14 protein-coding genes are annotated in these 17,032 nt (G+C 72.8%); 6 read left to right on the top strand and 8 right to left on the bottom strand.

The genetic code is table 11. The annotated features are described in order from the left end of the window. Positions 1 to 50 precede the first annotated feature (50 nt). Positions 51 to 1,769, top strand: a complete 1,719-nt coding sequence (locus tag ACVV2G_RS17275) for an acyl-CoA dehydrogenase family protein (protein ID WP_453843591.1) — start codon at positions 51 to 53, stop codon at positions 1,767 to 1,769. A gap of 93 nt (positions 1,770 to 1,862) precedes the next feature. Here ACVV2G_RS17275 and ACVV2G_RS17270 read toward each other — a convergent pair whose 3' ends face one another. Beyond that, positions 1,863 to 4,340 carry an SCO7613 C-terminal domain-containing membrane protein gene (locus ACVV2G_RS17270; protein WP_453843590.1) on the bottom strand — a complete coding sequence of 826 codons (2,478 nt, stop codon included), beginning with the start codon at positions 4,338 to 4,340 and terminating at the stop codon, positions 1,863 to 1,865. Between the two features lie 190 nt (positions 4,341 to 4,530). On the opposite strand from ACVV2G_RS17270, the gene ACVV2G_RS17265 reads away from it, so the two are divergent. Continuing rightward, entirely contained in the window at positions 4,531 to 5,376 is an 846-nt protein-coding gene (locus tag ACVV2G_RS17265; RefSeq protein ID WP_453843720.1) for an endonuclease/exonuclease/phosphatase family protein, read from the top strand. Between the two features lie 232 nt (positions 5,377 to 5,608). Here ACVV2G_RS17265 and ACVV2G_RS17260 read toward each other — a convergent pair whose 3' ends face one another. Both ACVV2G_RS17260 and ACVV2G_RS17255 read right to left on the bottom strand, forming a co-directional pair. Continuing rightward, positions 5,609 to 5,818, bottom strand: a complete 210-nt coding sequence (locus ACVV2G_RS17260; protein WP_453843589.1) for a hypothetical protein — start codon at positions 5,816 to 5,818, stop codon at positions 5,609 to 5,611. Between the two features lie 323 nt (positions 5,819 to 6,141). Continuing rightward, entirely contained in the window at positions 6,142 to 7,701 is a 1,560-nt protein-coding gene (locus ACVV2G_RS17255; RefSeq protein WP_453843588.1) for a serine/threonine-protein kinase, read from the bottom strand. Between the two features lie 367 nt (positions 7,702 to 8,068). Here ACVV2G_RS17255 and ACVV2G_RS17250 point away from each other — a divergent pair, with 367 nt between their 5' ends. Beyond that, complete coding sequence (locus ACVV2G_RS17250) at positions 8,069 to 8,545, top strand: spore-associated protein A (protein WP_453843587.1); 477 nt, start codon at positions 8,069 to 8,071, stop codon at positions 8,543 to 8,545. A 76-nt stretch (positions 8,546 to 8,621) separates the two neighbouring features. Here ACVV2G_RS17250 and ACVV2G_RS17245 read toward each other — a convergent pair whose 3' ends face one another. Continuing rightward, positions 8,622 to 8,900 (bottom strand): GlsB/YeaQ/YmgE family stress response membrane protein, encoded by a 279-nt coding sequence (locus ACVV2G_RS17245; protein ID WP_453843586.1) that lies wholly within the window; start codon positions 8,898 to 8,900, stop codon positions 8,622 to 8,624. Positions 8,901 to 9,219: 319 nt separating this feature from the next. On the opposite strand from ACVV2G_RS17245, the gene ACVV2G_RS17240 reads away from it, so the two are divergent. Continuing rightward, positions 9,220 to 9,432, top strand: a complete 213-nt coding sequence (locus ACVV2G_RS17240) for a hypothetical protein (RefSeq protein ID WP_453843585.1) — start codon at positions 9,220 to 9,222, stop codon at positions 9,430 to 9,432. 280 nt (positions 9,433 to 9,712) lie between these two features. Here ACVV2G_RS17240 and ACVV2G_RS17235 read toward each other — a convergent pair whose 3' ends face one another. The 4 genes from ACVV2G_RS17235 to ACVV2G_RS17220 form a co-directional block, all read right to left on the bottom strand. Beyond that, the gene (locus ACVV2G_RS17235; RefSeq protein ID WP_453843584.1) at positions 9,713 to 10,921 is read right to left on the bottom strand and encodes a PucR family transcriptional regulator; all 1,209 of its coding nucleotides are present in this window, start codon (positions 10,919 to 10,921) and stop codon (positions 9,713 to 9,715) included. A gap of 213 nt (positions 10,922 to 11,134) precedes the next feature. Next, entirely contained in the window at positions 11,135 to 12,082 is a 948-nt protein-coding gene (locus ACVV2G_RS17230) for a hypothetical protein (protein ID WP_453843583.1), read from the bottom strand. A gap of 49 nt (positions 12,083 to 12,131) precedes the next feature. Then, a complete protein-coding gene (locus tag ACVV2G_RS17225; RefSeq protein WP_453843582.1) occupies positions 12,132 to 13,721 on the bottom strand; it encodes a DUF6801 domain-containing protein in 1,590 nt (529 codons plus the stop codon). Positions 13,722 to 13,837: 116 nt separating this feature from the next. Next, positions 13,838 to 14,470 carry a hypothetical protein gene (locus ACVV2G_RS17220; RefSeq protein ID WP_453843581.1) on the bottom strand — a complete coding sequence of 211 codons (633 nt, stop codon included), beginning with the start codon at positions 14,468 to 14,470 and terminating at the stop codon, positions 13,838 to 13,840. Positions 14,471 to 15,212: 742 nt separating this feature from the next. Between ACVV2G_RS17220 and ACVV2G_RS17215 the strand changes: the two genes are divergently transcribed. After that, positions 15,213 to 16,268, top strand: coding sequence for an ABC transporter ATP-binding protein (locus tag ACVV2G_RS17215; RefSeq protein WP_453843580.1), 1,056 nt, complete (start codon positions 15,213 to 15,215; stop codon positions 16,266 to 16,268). Continuing rightward, the gene (locus ACVV2G_RS17210) at positions 16,265 to 17,029 is read left to right on the top strand and encodes an MlaE family ABC transporter permease (protein WP_453843579.1); all 765 of its coding nucleotides are present in this window, start codon (positions 16,265 to 16,267) and stop codon (positions 17,027 to 17,029) included. Before ACVV2G_RS17215 ends, ACVV2G_RS17210 begins: the two co-directional genes overlap by 4 nt. Positions 17,030 to 17,032: the final 3 nt, after the last annotated feature.

Raw genomic sequence — 17,032 nt, 5'->3', positions numbered from 1 at the left:
GTCCGCACCCGTTCACACCCGTCCGACCCCATCCCTGGAAGGCACCCCTCATGGCCGATCCGCTTCTGTTCCATCCGCGCACGTACGACCCGGCGCACTTCGACCCGGAAACCCGCAGACTGCTGCGCGCCACGGTCGACTGGTTCGAGGCACGCGGCAAGCGGCGGCTCATCGAGGACTACCGCTCGCGCGTGTGGCCGGAGGCCTTCCTCGCCTTCGCCGCCGAGGAAGGCCTCTTCGCCACCTTCCTGACCCCGGCGGCGGACGGCGACCGGCCGGACCAGCGGTGGGACACCGCCCGTATCGCCGCCCTCAACGAGATCCTCGGGTTCTACGGCCTCGACTACTGGTATGCCTGGCAGGTCACCATCCTCGGGCTCGGCCCCGTCTGGCAGAGCGACAACGCGGCCGCACGTGCCCGGGCGACCGAACTGCTCGACCGGGGCGAGGTGTTCGCGTTCGGCCTGTCCGAGAAGAGCCACGGCGCCGACATCTACTCCACCGACATGCTGCTGGAGCCCGACGGGCAGGGCGGTTTCCGGGCGACCGGTTCCAAGTACTACATCGGCAACGGCAACGCGGCCGGGCTCGTCTCGGTGTTCGGCCGCCGCACCGACGTGGAGGGGCCGGAGGGTTACGTCTTCTTCGCCGCCGACAGCCGTCACCCCGCCTACCACCTGGTCAAGAACGTCGTCGACTCCTCCAAGTACGTCAGCGAGTTCCGGCTCGACGACTACCCGGTCGGCCCGCAGGACGTCCTGCACACCGGGCGCGCCGCTTTCGACGCCGCTCTGAACACCGTCAACGTCGGCAAGTTCAACCTGTGCACCGCCTCGATCGGCATCTGCGAGCACGCCCTGTACGAGGCCGTCACCCACGCGCACAACCGCATCCTGTACGGCCGGCCCGTGACCGCCTTCCCGCACGTCCGACGCGAGCTGATCGACGCCTACGTGCGCCTGGTCGGCATGAGGCTGTTCAGCGACCGCGCCGTCGACTACTTCCGTTCCGCGAGCCCGGACGACCGCCGCTACCTGCTCTTCAACCCGATGACCAAGATGAAGGTCACCACCGAGGGCGAGAAGGTCATCGACCTGATGTGGGACGTCATCGCCGCCAAGGGGTTCGAGAAGGACAACTACTTCGCCCAGGCCGCGGTCGAGATACGCAGCCTGCCGAAGCTCGAGGGCACGGTGCACGTCAACCTGGCGCTGATCCTGAAGTTCCTGCGCAACCATCTGCTGGACCCGGTCGACCGCCCTCGGGTGCCGGCCCGTCTCGACGCGGCCGACGACACCTTCCTCTTCCGGCAGGGTCCGGCCCGCGGGCTCGGCTCCATCCGGTTCCACGACTGGCGCGCCGCCTTCGACGCCTACGCGGGCGTGCCGAACGTGGCCCGGTTCCGGGAACAGGCCGACGCCCTGTGCACGTTCGTGACCACCGCGGCGCCCGACGAGCGGCAGAGCCGCGACCTGGACCTGCTGCTCGCCGTCGGGCAGCTGTTCGCCCTCGTCGTACACGGTCAACTGATCCTCGAACAGGCCGAGTCGACCGGTCTGGACGAGGACGTGCTCGACGAGCTGTTCTCCGTCCTCGTGCGCGACTTCTCGCAGCACGCCGTCGACCTCCACGGCAAGGACTCCGCCACGGAACTCCAGCAGTGCTGGGCCCTCGACGCCGTTCGTCGTCCCGTCGTCGACGAGGCCCGCTCGGCGCGCGTCTGGGAGCGTGTCGAGGCGCTCTCCGGTGCCTACGAGATGGCCCCGTAGCAGGAGCGGTCGCAGGCGCCACCCCGGTGCCGGTGAGGGCCCGTTGGCGTGTTCGTCGGCGTGTCCGTCGGCGGGCGGACGGGGCCACGGGGCTCAGCGGAACCGCCCGAGCACGGCCCGTACGCGCTGTGCGTCGCGCAGACGCTGCTCGTAGGTGGCGCCCAGCGCGAGCAGCACCAGACCGGCCAGTGCGGGAGGGGCCCACCGGGGGAGCACGCCGACGACCTGGGCGACGTACGGCGCGAGTTCGTGCAGGGCCACCAGCACGAGCACGACGCCGCCGAGGGCCAGCGGTGCCTGGAGCCGGCCGCGGGCTCCCACCAGGGTGACTGCCAGTGCCGCCGTACCCAGCAGCAGGGGCCGCAGCCAGTGCGGGTCGCCCCACGCCGCGAGCAGGCTCGGCGCCAGTGTGACGGCCAGGCCGGCACCGTACGCCGCCCAGGAGGAGAGGGCCGGGTCGCGGCGGCGCCCGATCCAGCCGACGACCAGGGCGGGCACGGTCACCGGGAGGGTGTAGGCCTCCGGTGTGGTGACGTCCCAGGCCGCCCACCGCACCCAGGTGGCCAGCACGAAGAGCACGGCGGCCGCATGGGCGGCCGGCCGCCGCTTCGGGCGGAGCGCGGTCGCGGCCAGCAGGACCCCGCAGAGGGAGAGCACCAGAGCGAGCATCGGCGGATCGGTCGCGGCCAGCGCGAGGGCGAGCAACCCCGCGACCGCGCCCGCCCCTTCGACGGGCACCGTCACGGGTGAGCCGCCCGGTCGCGCCGCCACGAAGGCCGCGACGGCGGGCACGACCAGGACCAGCAGCGCGGTGTGCTGCGGCGGCCAGCCCCCGGAGGCGCCGATCGCACCGGCCAGAGCCGTGGCGTGCACGAGGGCGGCGGGCGCCGTGAACGGGCCGATCCCCGGACGCGGGCCGGCCGCGCCGAACAGCAGGGTCAACGCCACGAGCACGCCGATCGTCACCGGCTCGGACGCCAGCGAGACCAGGACGAGGCAGACGGAGGTGACGACGGCCAGCACGACAGCCGTCAGGACCAGCGGTGACGTTCCGCCCGCCGTACGGCGGGCCCGCTCCGCGCAGCCCAGGGCGGCCACGACCACGGCGCCCTGCACGATCAGACCGGCGCCGTAGGGCAGTTCGAGCACGAGCGGCGAGACGAGTGCCGCCGCCCAGCCCAGGACGAGTGCTCCCACGGCGGCGGTCGGCCGCCGGTCCTCGCCGCGCCGGGCCACCACCGCCAGCACGCCGGCGACGACGGCGAGCACGAGCGGCACGGTGGTCGCGTACGGAGGCCAGGGCACGTCCGTGAACACGGCGGCCCGGAAGTCCCGCGGCACCCCGGACCAGGGCCGCTCCAGTGCGGCCACCGGGCCGAGCAGGGCCCCGGCGACCAGCGGTACCGACCACAGCACCGCGAGGCCCTGCACGGTCAGGGAAGCGAGCACCAGCCCCCGGCGCGACGTCCGGGGGAGTGGCGTCCCGGCCGCCGCCAGCAGGGCGACACCGCAGGCCAGGCACCCCGGGACGGTCCACGCTCCGGGCACCGACGCCCTGACCACCGCGCCCGCCCCGGCGACCGCGCACAGGCCCGACGCCAGCGCCGCGCCCACCGCGACGTCCGGCTTCGGGACGAACCGGGCCACCACCAGGGCGATCGCCGCGGCGAGACCCAGAAGCGCCGCCGACCGCACGGCGGTGCCCGCATCGGGAGCGCCCCAGCCGAGCCGGACGGCCCAGACGACCCCGGCGGTACCCGTGCCGAGCGAGCCGACGACGGCGACGACCCGTACCGGCACCGCCGGTGCGCGCAGGGCGACGGTGGCGCCGGCCGCCGCCGTCACCAGCAGTACGGCCGTGAGCGTGTGCGGACCCGCACCGACGGCGAGAGTCCACAGAAGCAGGGGGAGGTGCGCGGTCGCCGTGGCCACGGGGAGCGGAAGCCGGAGCACGGGCCGCGCCGCCCTCCGGTCCGCGCCCTCGGTGCTCGGAGCGCCCGGCCCGGCCATCGCGCCCACGGCCAGGCCGTAGACGGCCCACGCTCCCGCCAACAGGGCCGACGCGGCGGCCGTGTACGCGAGCGCACCCGTGGCGGCGAACCCCACCTCGTGCAGCGCGTACGCGTCGAGCACGGTCAACGCGAGTCCCAGACCGGCGACAGCCTCGGCCGTGGACGCCAGCCCGCGCCGGACCAGCGCCACCGGCGCACCCAGCGTCCCCACCGTCACCGCGCCGAGCACCAGCGATCGTCCGACGATTCCCATCTGGCCCCAGCCGACCAGGGTGAACGCGACAGCGGCGACCGTCAGCAGGATCCCGCCGAGGACGAGAAGCACGTTCTGCACACCGGGGGCGGTGGCCTCCGGGCGGTGGGCGGCACAGGCGTCCCGGTCCGGCGGCACCGACGGCACGGTCCCGGCGTCCCGGCCGCCCCGGGACGCGGGTGCCGCGCGCAACGTGTGGAGGAGCCAGGCGCGGCGCCGCAGCAGTTCGGCCCGACGGGCGTCCAGGTGCCACAACTCGGCGTCGAGGAGCCGCAGCTCCTCGGCCGGGGGCGGTAGGTTCGTCATGTCTCGGAGTGTGCTGCGCGTCATCCCACCGGGCATGAGCGCGCGTACTCATCTCCTACTCGGGTACGGCCCCGTCCCGGAACACGGCCGCACCGGCGTCACCTCGCGACCCCACCTGTGGCGGAGGTGATCCGTCCCCTAACCTCGTACGTGGAGACGGCGGATGCTCCGCGTCGACACCGGGGAGGCGATGGTGCCCGCAAGAGGCACACGGTGGTTCGTGGGTGCCCTGGCCGTGCTCTGCGTGGCCCTCATCGGCTCCAGCGCCCCCGGCGGCCGTCACTCCGGCAGGACAGCGCCCGTGGAGCCCGCCCGCGACGTGGTGCCGAACCGTGTCATGACCTGGAACCTCTGCAACCCCTGCAAGGAGAGCAACGTCCACCGGGCCGCCGAGATCGCCGCCCTCGCTCCCCAGGTCGTCGGCGTACAGGAAGCGTGCGTACGCGACGTCGAGGCGATCAGGGAGCACTTGGAGAACCTCCACGGGCTCGTCTACCGCGTCGAGTACGGGATGGTCCTGCACAAGCGGAGCCGCTGCGGGGGAGTGCCGTGGAACCCGGGGGAGTTCGGCCAGGCCATCCTCTCGGCGGCGCCCATGACCGACCACGTCAGTGTGGAGTACCCCGAGGGCGGCTCCGAGGACCGCGGCTACATGGCGGTCACCACCGAGGTGGGCGGCCGGGACGTCCGGGTCTTCAACACCCACCTCGCCCAGCGCCGGCAGGAATCCGTCCGGGCGAAGCAGGCCGGCGTACTCGCCACCGAGGTCACCCGGCACGACCGCGCCGTCGTCCTCGGCGACTTCAACGCCGTACCGGACGCTCCCGAACTCTCGCCCGTCTGGGCACTGGCCGTCGACGCCGACCCCCAGTGCCGTCCCGCGCGCGGCACCGCCGGCACCTGCCGGGCGACCACCGACTGGCAGAGCAAGTTCGACTACGTCTTCCTGCGCGGCGTCACCCCCGCCGAGCACCGCGTGCGGCCCTCCCGGTACTCCGACCACCACCTGCTCTGTGCCGACCTGGACCCCGTCTGATCGGAGGGGCCGTGCTCCTCGCCCCGGCCCCTCCACAGGGCCGGAACTCCCTCGGCCTCCCCGTGCCGGCCGACGCGGCCGTCGGCCGGCACGGGGAGGCCGAGCCGACGACGGGCAGGCGCGCCTCGGCCTGAACGGCGACGACCGACCCGCCTCCGTGTCCGTGGCCGGGCGGCGACGGTGCGGAGACGGGCCGGTCGTGACGGGGGACGCGGTCCTCCCGCGCCAGGCCCTACGCCGCCCTCTGCTTGGAGCGGCGTCCGCGGCGAGGGCGCCGCTGTCCCGTGGCGCGCTCCAGCCGGCGCGGTGCCTCTTCGGGGGCGTCCTGCTCGTGCCCCTCCCACGGCGGCGCCAGGAACAGGTTCTGCCACTGCGGGGCGGGCGCGTCGGACACCGGCCGCTCCCGTGTCTCGACTTGCTCCCACAGGCGCGGATTTCGCATAGCACTCACCATTTTCCTCATGCGCTTCGCGGTCGGTCGCTGTCACGGCACGTCGAGCGCATCCGACGCGACGTCCAGGTGGCTCCCTCCTCGACCGGGGGGGGGAGCAGAGGGGGCGGAGCAGCTCGACACTTCCGGGAGCCGCACCCGCAGCACGCCCTGCACCCCTCCTGCCCCGGACGGCGGTGTGCATGCCACGATCCGCGCGGGTGCGTGCCGGGGCGTGGGTCAGGCGTGTGAGGTGGGGGCCGAGCGGGGACGGCCCCTCCCGGCTCCGTGCCGTCGACCGTGGAGCCGGCCGGTCCGATGCCAGAGGGATGACCCTACTCTGCCTGGTTCTTCGCTTCCTTGTTCTTCTTCTGCTGGGCCTTCCCGGGCAGCTCTTCCTTCTTCGCCAGGCCGGGCGGGAGGTCCGAGGCGCCGGCCGTCGCGCCGCCCCGCGGCGCAGTGGCCGACTGCTGGGTGGCGCCGGGAGAGGCGGACGTCGCCTGCACCGCGGATTCCTGCACGGTGGCGCCGGTGCCTTGGGTGCTGCCGGGTCCTTGGGAGGCGGGGCGGGCGCCCGGCCCGGGAGCGTGGTCGGACACCGTGCCGACGGCGGACGCGCGGTCGGACGGTGTGCCGACGGAGGAGCTGTGCTCGGCGGACGGCGTCGCGGGCGCGGTGGACGTGCCCTTCCGGGCTTCCCCGCCCGGAGGGTCCGACGTCGCGCCCTCCCGGGCCTCCCCGCCCGGCGGATCCGGTGCCGCGTCGGGGGCCGAGGACGCACTGCTCGCGCTGCGGTCGCTGTCGTGCGACGCGGAGTCGTCGGTGGTGACGAGGGCGGTCGACAGGGCCGCGGCGAGGGCGACGGCCGCACCCGCGACGAGGGCATGGCGCCGGCCGGACGTCCTGCGGGGTGCGCTCTCGTCGTCGGGCGGCGGCTGCGGCGCCACGTCGTCCGCTGGGACGCCCTCTCTCTGGTGGGTGCGGTCGGCCGCGGGTGACACCGCGTGGCCGGCGACCGGGCCGGTGGGGTCCGCCGAAAGGACGATGCACGCGGTGTCCGGCAGGGACGTGTCGGCCAGCGCCGTCAGTCTGTCGGCGCAGACCCGGGCCGGCGGGCGGTCCTGTTCGTCGAGGGCGGTCATGTCCCGCAGCAGGTCGGCCAGTCGGCGGGGCAGGGAGTCGGGCAGGAAGGGTGGGCGGTGCAGTCGCGCGATGGCGGCCTCGAGGGGGCCGCCCTCGTATTCGACCCTTCCGGTGAGGCATTCGAGGAGGACCAGGCCGAGGGCGTAGACGTCGGCGGGCCGGCCGACGGGCCGTCCGAGGACCTGCTCGGGGGAGAGGTAGGCGGCCGTGCCGACGAGTGTGCCGGTGGCGGTGCAGGTGGTGGCGTCCAGCTGCCGGGAGATGCCGAAGTCGGTCAGGTACGGATGGTGGGCGGCGTCCAGAAGGATGTTGGACGGTTTGACGTCTCGGTGGATGATTCCCGCCGCGTGCGCGTGACTCAGCGCCCCGGCGAGGCCGGCACCGATTGCGGCGGTCGCGCGAGGGGCCAGCGGGCCCTCGACGATGAGGCTTTTGAGGGTGGGCCCTTCGACGAGTTGCATGACCAGGAACGCACGCCCGTCGTGCTCTCCGGCGTCGTAGGCGGTGACGAGTCCGGGATGCTGCAGTCGGGCCAGGATCACTGCTTCGCCGTGCAGGTCCTCCGTCATGTCGAAGCCGGTGCCGGGGCGGAAGACCTTGAGTGCCACCGGCCGCTTCAACCGCAGGTCGAAACCCCGGTGGACGTCCGCGGCACCGCCCGAGCCGAGGCGGTCGTCCAGACGGTACCGGCCACTCAGCACCTCGGTGGAGCACCGGGCCATCATGGCCTGAGCCGACTCGCGAAGCCTCATTTCCTCTCCCACTGCATCGGGGGCGCCGGGCCCTCGGCGAGCTGCGTCCGACACGCCGCCGGACCCGCGGGTCGCAGGTACCCGCTCGAACGCCCGGTACCCCTGCCGCGTCCTCGGGGCGACGGGTACGGCGGGGGTGTGACCGGTGTCCCCGGGCCTCCCGCGACCCACCGGGAAGCGCGCGGAACCCGCAAGACCCGGTGGGGCCCCACGCCCGGTGGCGTCGGCACGGCTGCCGGTGATCTTCTGCGCGAATGGCTGCAAACAGCCCCTCTGCGGCGTACAACCACCGAACGGGCACAAAGGTCTTCATGAGTGGCTTCAGCAACACCAGGGGGAGGCCGCTCACTTCAGGGATCGAGGTGTCATGAAGCGTTCCACGCACGCCGTGGGGGCGTCGTTCATCGCCGTCGCGGCCGTCGGGGCGGGGCTGCTGGCGACGGCTCCCGCCGCCGGCGCGGCGACCAACGGTGCGACCGCGACGTACAACGGGGTATGCGGCTCCGGCTACCAGGTGGTCAACTCCATGCCGATCGGCGGGGCCGGCACGGTGTACCTCACCTACAACTCGTCAACGGGCAGGAACTGCACGGTGACCATCCGCAACAGCGCGGGTGTGCCGACGTACATGGTGGCCTACGTGCGCAACGTCGACAGCAGCGAGGATCAGTACGACGCGGGTGAGTACCGCTCGTACGCGGGGCCGGTGTACGCGTTCGCGCGCGGTGCCTGTGTGGAGTGGGGCGGCGTCATCGACAACCTGCAGGCCTGGAACCACGGTTCCAACTGCGGTGCGCTCGCGGCCAAGACGCCGCAGAGGGACTGGTTCGCCGGCGACCGGTGAGAATGCGCCGACGGACGGCAAGGGGGCCCCGCCGTCAGGCGGAGCCCCCGTACGACGGTTGGCTCAGTCCTCTGGGTCACGCGTGCCGGTGAGAGCGTCGGTTGCCGACGACGAGCCGGTAGAGGGCGAGCAGGATGAGAGAGCCGACGATCGCGGCGATCCAGGTGGAGAGGTGGAAGAAGCCGTCGATGGAGTCGACGCCGAAGACGACCTTCCCGAGCCAGCCACCGAGCAGACCACCGGCGATGCCGATGAGCATCGTGATGATGATGCCGCCGGGGTCCTTGCCGGGCATCAGTGCCTTGGCGATGGCGCCGGCGAGCAGGCCGATGATGATCCACGCGATGATGCCCATGATGCATCTCCGTTCCGTCGTGTGAAAGTCGTGTCAGCTCATCGTCTGCACCGTCTCGGCCCGAACAAACATCTTGGTGCGCCGCCGCTCGGCCCCCTGCCGGGTCGGCGACGCGCAGCGGCGTCCGACGGCCCGGTGCATGGCGGCGCCGCCATGCACCGGGGCGGGCGCCGGCGACGCTGGAAGGCATCCGCGACCGGGTACGGCGTGAAGAGGCGGGGCGGGTGACGGCTGCCGGGGCGTGGTGCCGGGGTTGAGCGCCCGTGCGCCCCGCGGACTCCCTCCCCGGCGCGGGGCGGTGCGGCGCACGGTCGGACGCATGGGGCTGATCGGTGAAGCGTGCGTGGGACGCGGGGACGGCACGGACTGCCCGAACGGGGAGGACGCCGTCGTGGACGGGCCGCGGTGTGAGGAGTGCCGGCACCACTGGGAGCTGGACCAGACCGAGCCCGGCCGGCGCGCGGCCCCGGACGACGGGCCGACCCGGCCGACGGGGGAGCCGGGCGAGACCGGGAGGGAGGACGCCGCGTGAGTGCGGCGTGCGGCCCGTGCCGCCGGCTCCCGGGGGCGGTCGGCGTCGCCGCGAGGCGTGGTCGAGAAGGTGACGGGTCCGGCACGCACCTTCGCCCCGTGGGCGCGGGAGAACGCGGCAGCGTCCCGCCGGGCCCGGTCCCCTTCCGTCCCTCCTCCGGCGCCGCCGGGCCGCCGACCGGGGAGCCGCGGGACCGGGCGGCACCGGGCCGTGGACCCGAGGGCCGGGAGAACCGGCGCGCGGAAGGGCCGCGCCGGTGTCCGCACCCGCGGGGCCGCTCCTACTGCCCGGCGTCGCGGGAGAGCAGGTGCAGCGCGCGCAGCGAGGCCTCCAGGGCGAAGCGGTGGTCGGGGTCGGCGAGGCGGTCGCCCAGCAGGGCGTCCAGGTTCCGCAGGCGGTAGCGGACGGTTTGGGCGTGCACGCCCAGCATTTCGCCGACCTGCTCCGCCGGTGCCCGCGAGGAGACGTGCACCCGCAGCGTCTCCACGAGCCGGTCGCGACGGCTGGCCGGCAGATGGTCGATCGGGGCCAGCTCCCCGGCCGCGAGATGGGTCACGAGAGCCGGGTCGGACAGCAGCCACAGCGTCACCAGGTGGTCCTCGCAGCGGACCACCGGGGCGTCGGCCACGACACCGTCGTCGATCAGCTGGAGCACCCGGCGCGCCCAGCGGATGGAGTCGGCCGCCTGGGCCGGCGGCACGGTCAGCCCCACCACCGCGTGCGAGCCCGCCAGGGCCGCGTCGAGCATCGCCAGACGCTCCGGGGTGAGGGCTCCGGGCACCAGCAGGTGGGGCTGCGGGATGTCCAGGTCGAACAGGACGTCCTCGGCCAGCCCCGCCTCCAGGTGCTCGGGGACCGGCGAGCGCAGGGCGACCATCGTGACGTCGGCGGGCAGGTGCCAGGCGGCGGCCTCGCAGAGGCCGGGGAGCGCCTGGGGCAGCGGGGGTGCGGCCAGGATGAGGTGCAGCAGGCGTCTGCGCTGCGCAGGCACCTCGGAGAAGGCCCGCGACTGCACCTCGACGTAGCCCTCGCGGGAGACCCGCTCCAGCTCCTCGACGTAGGCGAACAGGGCGTCGGCGAAGGCGAGGATCAGCGCGGGGGAGAGCCGGTGCTGCCGGCCCAGGGCCTTGGCGCGGCGCAGCGCGATGCGGGCGCCGAGCCGGTACGCCCCCTGGAGGGTGTCCAGCTCGCGGCCCTCGTAGGCCTCCACGCGGCCGAACTTGCGCAGGAGTTCGTCGCGGAGCGTGGCGTTCTTGCCGGGGTCGGCGACGCGGTCCACGAAGGCGTACAGGGCCTGTTCGACGCCCTGCCGGATGGCCCCGGCGTTGGGACCGTTGAGCAGCCGCCCGTACACGGGGTAGGCCCGGGTGACCTCGGCGCCGATCTCCTTCATGAGGCCGGGTAACTCCGGCCGCATGAAGGCGGCGAACTCCTTGGGGAGTGGTTCTAGCGGTTCACCGACTTCCGGCGGCCGCGTGGTTGAAGGCATGAGTGCCGTCCCTTGCTCTCCGGTGCCCACGGTGCGCCGGTCGTGCGCCCCGGTCCTTCACAGGGGAGGCACACGACCGGACGTGCGATGACGCGTGTCTGGGCTGTTGAAGCTAAATCAAGTTCGGTGGGACGTACACAGTCTGTGCACACTTCGGTGCGGAGGGACGCGACTGTACTGCCGGGACGGCTGAGAATCGCCCCTGTACGGCCATTAGTTGACGGCGGAGTGCCAGTTCTGCGCGAGGCGCTTGCCCGCGTCGGGGGCGAAGGTGCCGGGGGCGTTCAGGCCGGCGAGGTACGTCTGGGTGTTGTTGAGCGTCAGGCTGTTCTGCCCGGCGGCGGAGGGCAGACCGGTCTTGGCGTTGACCGCCGCGTCGATCAGGCCGAACAGGCCCAGCCCGCAGCCGCTCGCACCGGGCACGGCGAAGGTGCTGTCGTTCTGCGTGGCACCCGTGAGGTTGATGCGGCTCATCTCACCGTCGTCGGCGACCGTGCCGTCACCCTGGAAGAACGACATGCCGAACTCGGGGAACTGCAGGTTCGCCGGGCGCAGCACGACCGGGTTGGCGGCGGTGCCGATGTAGCACCTGCTGCCGAGGAACGGGTTCTCCAGGTGGATGCGGACCGGCAGGGCGACGATCGGCTGGTCGGTGAGGATGCCGGCGGTCTGGTCGAAGGCGTACGGCGTGCCGACGGACTCCACCGTCGCCGTGATCTTGTTGAGAGAACTGTTGCTGAGCTGCTCGCAGATGGCCGTGATCGCGGGCAGGTTGCTGGGGCACATCAGCCCCAGCAGTCCGCCGGGGACGGTCGCGGAGTCGGCGACGAGGGCGCCGCCGGCCGGGGCCACCACGGAGCTGGTTCCGTCGGAGTTCTGGACGACCCCGATCTGGAGGTTGGTCCTGCCCGTGGTCACGGTGGTCTTGCCCAGCTTGATGGAGCCGTTCGGCGAGGTGGAGACCACGCACTGCGGGGTGCGGGCCAGGCCGTCGGCGGCCAGCATCGCCGGCGCGTCCACGGGACAGCGGGTGAAGGGAGCCCACTCGCCGCTCGGTGCGGCGGCCGCCGCCGTCGCGGTGCCCATGGAGGCGAAGGCGCCGAGCGCGGTGCCGAGGGCGGTGGCGGTGGTGGCGACTCTGGCGCCGAGGGAGAACCGCATGATGTGCCTTCCGGGTCAGGGGGTGGAAGAAGGAGGGAGCGGGGGAGGATCAGCGTTCGGCTACGGGGATCTTGCGGGGCCGGCCGTCCTCGGTGCACTCGTCCGGGTTGAGCTCGTCGGCCGAGACGAAGCAGGCCTGGCCCTGGATCTGCTTGACGTAGTTGCCGGGGCCGGAGACCGAGGCCGTGAGCAGGCGGTCGAGGTTCTCGCCGTCGGCCGTGCCGCAGCCCGTGAACGCGGGGATGGTGACCTCGCCGGTGAGCGGGCCGCCGGACAGCAGCAGGTAGCCGGTGGCGGTCTCGCCGGTGACCTGCTCGCCCCTGCCGTGCAGGACCAGGTGGTCGCCGGGGTACTTCTCCGGCTCCGGGTCCGGGGAGGCGAGGGACGCCTTCGTCCGGCACGCCGTCCCCACGTCCAGGGGAGTTCCGTTGACCTTCAGGGAGGTGACCCGGAGCACGACCGGGGCCCGGACGTAGGTGTCCGTGCTGGTGAACGCGAAGTCGGTGGCGCCGTGCGAGTCGATGGTCATCGGACCCGTCTGCTCCAGCACCATCGTGGCCGTCGTCGGGGTGAAGTCGAAGGTCAGGAAGGTCGCCTCGAAGGGCGGGGTCTGCCTGCGCTGCTGGTGGTAGAGGTCGGCGGTGGAGTGCTGGGTGATGGTGGCGCCGCTGAAGTCCGGGAAGAACTCGAACTGCGGCTCGCCCTGGGTGATCAGCGTGCAGAACGGCGGGATCAGTGCGGCGCCGTCGAGCTTGTTCACGTTGGAGTAGCCGGTGATGTAGGCGTTCAGCGACATCGGTCCGGCCGGGTACTGCTCGTCGTACTTGCAGTTCGGCGCGGTCCGCTCGGCTGCGGCACCGCCCGGTGCGGGCTCCTCCACCTTCGGGGCGCGCTCGCCCTGCCGGTCCGCCGGGTCCCTTTCGGGGCCCGCCCCGGGCTGCCCCGGCGTGCCGGAGGCGGAGGACGGGCCGGACGGCTCCCCGCTCGGGGCGTCCGTGCCGCCTCCCTCGTCCGTGCCGACCTGGACGGTGGCCAGCCGGCCCCCGTCCGGGGCACCCTCGCCGAGGGTGCAGTCGACGGTCACCGCGGCGGGGTCGGTGGCGCCGCCGTCCGCGGTGCCCAGGGTCAGGTCCAGGGCGAAGCCGTCGGCGCGCAGGGTCAGTTCGCCCGCGCTTCGCCCGGTCACCGAGGGGACCTCTCCGGTGGCGGTCAGCGTCAGCGGTCCGCCCGCGGGCAGGGCCGTGGACTCCGTGTCGCCGCGCCAGGTGGCGTCGGCGGTGGCCTCGCCCTGGGTGACGCCGACTCCGAGGCGGGTCGCCGCCCGGACATCGGCCGCGCCCAGCGCCGCGAGGTCCGCCACCGCCGGCTCCGGCAGCTCGACGGTCGTGGTGACGTCCGCGGGCTCGATCGGTTCACCCGCCGCCACCCGCTGCGGGAAGGACGCCGCGATCCGCACCGTCGCGGCCTGCTCCCCGGAGGGGAACGGGCACACGTAGGGCAGCGCGGTGTCGACCTCCTGCGTACCGGCCGCCCCGGCCGCCGCGGGCACGGTGGCGGCCAGCACGACGAACGCGGCGATCGTCGCGCTCCGGGCGCGGCTGCGGGCCGTCCGTCGGACGGCGGTACGGGGGTCCCTCATCTGTCACTCCGCTCGGGTCGTGCCACGGTCTTGACGGCCGTCGGCGGCCACCGTCTGCGGGAGGCCCGCACGTCCGGCCGGGATCACCGGCCGGACGGCGGCGAGCCGTGCCCCGGTTACGGGTTGGACCCGACGATCTTCGGGATGGTGCTGGTGCCCGTGACCTTGACCGCGTACTTGCCCTTGAAGGTGGGCTTGGTGGCGGTGGTGACCACGGTGCCGCAGCCGGAGGCCGAGGTGACGGCCAGATCGCCGCTGAGGCTGGCGACCTCGAGGATGCCGCTGGAGTTGGTGTAGGTGGCGGTGGCCTTGCCCTGCACGTTGAACACGCAGGCGCCGGCGGTCACCTTCGCCTTGACGTTGCCGACGTGGCCCTTGGTCAAACCGGTCGAGGCGGTGTAGTCCTGGGCGACGACGGTCCAGGGGGTGGTCGCGATGGTCGTGACGTTGCCCAGGACGCTGGTGCACGGCGAGGCGCTGGTGCCGAAGTTGATGGCGTTGATGCCGGCCACCGTCGCGGGGTTGCCGGTGGCGCTGGCCATCGTGCCCGAGGCGCTCGACGTCGTACACGTCATCGGGATGTTGGCGGTCAGCACGATGTTCCCGCTGTTGGTCGCCGAGAAGTTGGCCGGCGACGGGGTGACGGTCCAGACCGTGGAGGGAACCGCCGAGGCGGGGGCGACGGTCATGGCGAACGCGGCGGCGCCCGCGCCCGCCACGAGGGCGATTCTTGTCAGAGGCTTCTTCATGATGGGGGACTCCCTAGTGGATTGACCGGCAGAGAGGGTTCACGCCCGCACCCGTGGAGCGGGGGACCGGGCGGTCCGCGGCCCGGAAATCCTCGACCGCGAGCCACGACGTTACTTGCGGGAAACTTAGGCGAACAATGGCGCCGACCATGATTCTTTGGAGAAGTGGAAATACCTGTTCCCCAGGTGAGCAGTCCGGAGTCCGGCTTAGTCACCCGCTGCTAAGGAAGGCGGCTCGGCGGGGACCGGCGCGGGCCTGCCCCGGCAAGGGCGCGGGGGGTGTTCCCCGGACCCCGTGCGGCCCGTATTGCTCACCGAGTGACAAGAAGCGGGCAGGTATGTGTTGCCGCGCTGACAAAAACGCGGTGGCCGAACCAAAACCTTGCGGAAAGGTCGTATCCCTCTCTTGCCCCCTCAGGTTACCCGGCCGTAGCGTGCCGGGCACGGCGCTGATCTCCTGGTGGGTGCCTCCCATACCGAGGAGGCACGACGGGTGAATTCCGGCCTTGCCCTCCTTCAGGGGCGGACATCCGCCGGCAGGGCCGCGCGGAGCCCTCCCCCCGGGAGCCGCGCGGCCCTGCCCCGCACCCAGCAGACAAAGTCCGCGACGTGCTTTGTCTGCGCGGTGACAAAGAACGGGGAATCCGGCGGAGTCCGGCTCCCCCTCTATTGTCAGTGAACCGTGCACCGGCTTAACGTGCGCTGCGCGGTGCACACCGGCCTCACCCTCTTTGGAGGTGATATGGGAATCGAAGTGGTGGTCGAGGGCCTCACCAAGTCCTTCGGCAGGCAGCGGATCTGGCAGGACGTGAGCCTCACCCTGCCGGCCGGTGAGGTCAGCGTGATGCTCGGTCCGTCCGGCACCGGAAAGACCGTGTTCCTCAAGTCGCTCATCGGACTGCTGAAACCGGAGCGCGGCCGTGTCCTCATCGACGGCGTCGACATGGTGAACAGCCCTGAGCGGGATATCTACGAGACCCGGAAGAAATTCGGGCTCATGTTCCAGGACGGCGCCCTTTTCGGTTCCATGTCCCTCTTCGACAACATCGCCTTTCCGCTGCGCGAGCACACCCGGAAGAAGGAGTCCGAGATCCGCCGCATCGTCATGGAGCGGATCGAGGTCGTCGGACTGCTGGGCGCCGAGGGCAAACTGCCGGGGGAGATCAGCGGCGGTATGCGCAAGCGGGCCGGACTCGCCCGCGCGCTCGTGCTCGACCCGCAGATCATCCTGTGCGACGAACCCGACTCGGGGCTCGACCCCGTCCGCACCGCCTACCTCTCCCAGTTGCTCATCGACCTCAACGCGCAGATCGACGCGACGATGCTGATCGTCACCCACAACCTCGACATCGCCGCCACGGTCCCGGACAACATGGGCATGCTCTTCCGGCGCGAACTGGTCACCTTCGGCCCGCGCGAGGTGCTCCTCACCAGCGAGGAGCCGGTCGTGGCGCAGTTCCTGGCCGGCCGCCGCGAGGGCCCGATCGGCATGTCGGAGGAGAAGGACGCCGCCACGCTCGCGGCCGAGGCCGCCGGACCGCGCGGCCCGGACGGTCCCCGGGAGATCGTCCCCCAGCTGGAGCCGTCCCCCGGACTTCCGCCGCGCCGCGCGGTCACCCGGCGCCGGGAGCGGGTCCTGGGCATGCTCGACCGGCTGCCGCCCGCCGCCCGCGCCGCCATCGAGCGCACCTACGCCGCCCGCCCGGCCGACGGCGCGTCCGGTGTTCCCGGCACACCCGGTACGCACGGCACCGCCGCCGCGACGCTCCCGTTGCCGGCCCGCGGGAGCGGCGCATGATCACCGGCTCCCTGCGGCAGACCGGCCGGCTCTTCGCGCTCGCCGCCGAGGTGGCCCGCGCGATCTTCCGACGGCCCTTCCAGTTCCGCGAGTTCGTGGAGCAGTTCTGGTTCATCGCAAGCGTCACCATCCTGCCCGCGGCCCTGGTCTCGATCCCGTTCGGCGCCGTGATCGCCCTCCAGGTCGGCTCCCTCACCCAGCAGCTCGGCGCCCAGTCCTTCACCGGCGGCGCCAGTGTCCTGGCCGTCGTGCAGCAGGCCAGCCCGCTGATCGTCGCCCTGCTGATCGCCGGTGCGGCCGGCTCCGCGATCTGCGCCGACCTCGGCTCGCGCACCATCCGCGAGGAACTGGACGCCATGGAGGTCATGGGCGTCTCACCCGTGCAACGCCTCGTCGTGCCCCGCGTGCTGGCCACCATGGGCGTCGCGGTCCTGCTGAATGGCCTGGTCTCCGCGGTCGGCATCCTCGGCGGCTACGCCTTCAACGTCTTCCTCCAGGACGGCACGCCCGGTGCCTACCTCTCCAGCTTCTCCGCCCTCGCCCAGCTCCCCGACCTCTACGTCAGCGAACTCAAGGCCCTCGTCTTCGGGTTCATCGCCGGCATCGTCGCCTCCTACCGGGGCCTGAACCCGCGCGGCGGCCCCAAGGGCGTCGGCGACGCCGTCAACCAGTCCGTCGTCATCACCTTCCTGCTGCTCTTCTTCGTCAACATGGTGATGACGGCCGTCTACCTCCAACTCGTCCCGCCGAAGGGAGGCTGAGGT

This window comes from Streptomyces sp. JK94, from assembly GCF_053613315.1.
Note: the sequence above shows the minus strand (reverse complement) of the source record. Positions and strands in the feature narration are given on the sequence as shown.